At 45.5% G+C, this 3,873-nt stretch carries 2 protein-coding genes; both read left to right on the plus strand.

Features of this window, described 5'->3' with window-relative positions; translation table 11 throughout:
• The first annotated feature begins 151 nt into the window (after positions 1–151).
• On the plus strand, positions 152–775 hold the full coding sequence (locus Xets_RS08080) for a recombinase family protein (RefSeq protein WP_047686057.1): 624 nt from the start codon (positions 152–154) through the stop codon (positions 773–775).
• 29 nt (positions 776–804) lie between these two features.
• Complete coding sequence (locus Xets_RS08085; RefSeq protein WP_187651425.1) at positions 805–3,795, plus strand: Tn3 family transposase; 2,991 nt, start codon at positions 805–807, stop codon at positions 3,793–3,795.
• Positions 3,796–3,873 lie beyond the last annotated feature (78 nt).

A 3,873-nucleotide genomic window follows, 5' to 3' on the forward strand; every position in this document is an offset into this window, starting at 1 on the left:
GGGGTTTCGGGAGTAACGGAACAGTAAACACCTTTAAGCGGTCAATTTAAATAGCCAAAAATTAGGTAGCCAATTTACATCGTAAATTGTCATTTTTAGCCAGCCCCTCTATGATAGCCAAATCACCTTTACTTATTTTGGCTACTTCCAAATGAAAATTGCACGCATCTATGAAAGAGTCAGCACATCAGAACAAGACCTGACCCGCCAAACCGCTATCGAAAAAATGGCAGCAGCTAACGGTTTTTATATTGCTGGTATTTACCGGGAAAAGGCATCAGGTGCCCGGGCAGACAGGCCCGAGCTACTTAGAATGATTGAAGATCTTCAACCCGGTGACGTTGTGATCGCCGAAAAGATTGATCGCATCAGCCGTCTTCCCCTTCCTGAAGCTGAAAAACTTATCTCCACTATCAGAGGAAAAGGCGCCCGACTGGCCGTTCCTGGTATAGTGGACTTATCAGAGCTGGCCGCTGAAAGCGATGATATATCCCGTATTGTCCTGGAATCGGTTCAGGAACTGTTATTGAAAGTAGCTCTTCAGATGGCACGCGATGATTATGAACTCCGGCGCGAAAGGCAACGTCAGGGCATTCAAATCGCCAAAGCCTCCGGCAAATATTCTGGCAGGAAAGCTGATATTTCAATTCACGAACGTATTATCACTCTTCGTCAGTCAGGCCTGACCATTGAACGCACCGCTACACTGGCTGGGTGCAGTATAAGCCAAGTTAAGCGGATCTGGGCTATTCATCAGTCCCAAAAAACAATGTGATCCGGATCATTTATTAAGGGTGGTTGACTATGCCGGTTAATTTTCTTTCAGAAGAGCAGCGTGCAAACTATGGTAGTTATCCTGTTGAGCTGACAAAAGAAACACTGGCGCGCTATTTCCATCTTGCTGATTTTGATCGTCTGAATATTTCGGAAAAACGTGGTGAACATAATCGCTTAGGCTTCGCTATATTGTTATGTACTGTCCGTTATCTCGGGAAATTTCCTGAATCAATGGCCAGCGTTCCCGATACGGTTATTGAATGTCTGGCACAGCAATTACATACTGAAAATATAAATAATGCGATTGACCTTTATCACTCAGGGAAACAACACAGGCAACATATTGCTGAAATCATAAATATTTATGGATATACAGAGTTCACTGCTCCACGGGTTGCTTTTTCTCTGACTCGCTGGTTATATTCACTCTGCTGGACAGGAACAAGCCGGCCAGGCGTTCTTTTCGAAAGGTGTACCGGATGGCTATTGTCACATAAGGTATTATTACCCGGTTATTCTTTGCTTGAAAGATACATCGCCCGGTTACGAGGCCGGGTAGAAAACAAGCTGTGGCATTCACTGTCAGCCTGCATTGACGAAACACAAACACGCTATCTTCTTGAACTGCTGTCTGTTCCCCCCGGAAGCCGGTATTCATTACTTGACCAGCTACGGACGGCACCGACAAAAATCAACTCAGCCTCTCTCCTCAAGGCCATTACCCGCTTGGATTCCATTCGTAATTTGGGTATTGCATTGCCAGCAATAACGCCCGTTTCCGATACCCGGATTGCCGCGCTGGCTCGTTATGCTGCGACAGCCAAAACAACCGCGCTTCAACGCCTGCCAGAAAAAAGAAAATTGGCAACACTTGTTGCGTTTGCATACTGCATGGAAGCAACGGCACAGGATGATGTCCTTGAGTTACTGGAAGCCTTACTCCGGGATCTGTTCAATGGTGCTGTTCAGGCAGATAAAAAGAACCGGCAACGTACAATTAAAGATTTGGATCAGGCTGCGGAAATACTGGCAAGAGCCTGTAAAATACTGCTTAATGATAAATTACCTGATACGGATATTCGTGACAATATATACAGCTTGATCCCCGAAGATCGGCTGGCGAACGCTGTAGATAATGTCATTTCACTTATTCGCCCAGCTAATAATGTGTATTTCAATGAACTGGATGCTAAGTTCCGCACTGTTCGCCGTTTTTTACCTGAATTACTTTCAAAAATTCATTTTGAAGGTAATGCTTCTGCCAAGACGCTGATTGATGCGCTTGTCTGGCTCGAGAATAATTTTAAGAAGAAAAAAACAGACAACGATGCTCCCCGAGAAATCATTAATAAACCGTGGCAACAACATGTCATAAGAAACGATGACAGTATCGATTTTCATGCTTATACATTTTGTGTTCTGAAAGAACTTCAGACTACACTGAAAAAAAGAGATATTTATGTCACACCCAGCTGGCGCTATGCCGATCCGCGAACCGGACTGATAGCCGGAAATGAATGGGAAGCTTTACGCCCGATTATCTGCCGTTCTCTGGGACTGTCATCAACATCAACAGCCACATTGTCAGCCATTGCGGCAGAGCTGGATACAACCTATCGTGATGTACTAAACCGGCTTCCTGAAAACCCAGCCGTAAGATTTTCAGATGCGAGTGAAAAAACAGAATTGATCCTGAGTCCTCTGGACGCAATGGAAGAAACACCGTCACTGATTGCGCTGCGACAGCGCGTAGCTGATATGCTGCCCCGCGTGGACTTACCGGAACTCATACTTGAAATTGATGCCCGGACGCAATTTACCCGTGCTTTCATCCATGTATCAGAACAGAATTCCCGGGTTTCTGATCTGAATATCAGTTTGTGTGCCATACTCATGGCTGAAGCCTGTAATACGGGACCAGAACCCTTTATTCGCAATGATATTGCCGCGCTGAAGCGTGACCGTCTGACTTGGACGGACAGCCATTATATCAGGGATGAAACGATCCGTGATGCCAATGCCATTCTGGTTTCAGCACAGGCAGGTATTTCACTGGCAGGTCTTTGGGGAGGGGGTGAGGTTGCATCAGCAGATGGTATGCGATTCGTCGTTCCTGTACGAACAGTCCATGCCGGACCTAATCCAAAATACTTTGGTAAAGGACGTGGTGTGACCTGGTATAACCTGATATCTGATCAATATTCGGGGTTAAATGACATTGTTGTACCGGGAACGCTAAGAGACAGTCTGGTCATTTTGGCTGTTGTACTGGAACAACAAACGGAAAAAATGCCTTCTCAAATCATGACCGATACGGGCGCCTACAGTGATATTATCTTCGGTCTCTTTCGTTTGTTGGGGTATCGGTTTTGCCCGCGCCTGGCGGATACAGGCGGTGCCAGATTCTGGCGCACAGATCCAAAAGCAGATTATGGTCCATTTAATTCTCTGTCCTCACATCGCCTGAATTTTGAGAAAAAAGTTGTCCCGCACTGGGATGACGTCTTACGATTGACTGCCTCACTCAAACTGGGACGTCTGAACGTTTTATCGATCATGAAAACCTTACAAACGGGCGATAGGCCAACCAGCTTGGCGCAGGCTATAGCGGAGATCGGTCGTGCAGACAAAACTATCCATATACTGACTTACCTCGATGATGAAAACAAACGACGTAAGACATTACAGCAGCTTAATCGTGGTGAAGGACGACACGCGGTAGCTAGAAATGTATTTCATGGAAAACGTGGTGAGCTGAGGCAGGCCTATCGTGAAGGGCAGGAAGATCAATTGGGTTCGTTAGGATTAGTGCTAAATATGATTGTACTGTGGAATACGATTTACATGGATGCCGCAGTACAACAACTCAGGCAAGAGGGATATCCGGTTCATGACGAAGATGTGAAGAGGTTGTCTCCACTACTATGTGAACACATTAACATGCAGGGGCGTTACACCTTTACAGTTCCAGATGCTGTCAACAGAGGTGAGTTAAGACCTTTCAATGAAGAAAATTAATCTATTGATTTATAATTAAATGGCTATTTAAATTGACCACTTAACGGCGTTCACTGTTCCATTGCTCCCGAAACCCCT

Source organism: Xenorhabdus sp. TS4 (assembly GCF_014467265.1).
GTDB classification, from domain to species: domain Bacteria; phylum Pseudomonadota; class Gammaproteobacteria; order Enterobacterales; family Enterobacteriaceae; genus Xenorhabdus; species Xenorhabdus ehlersii.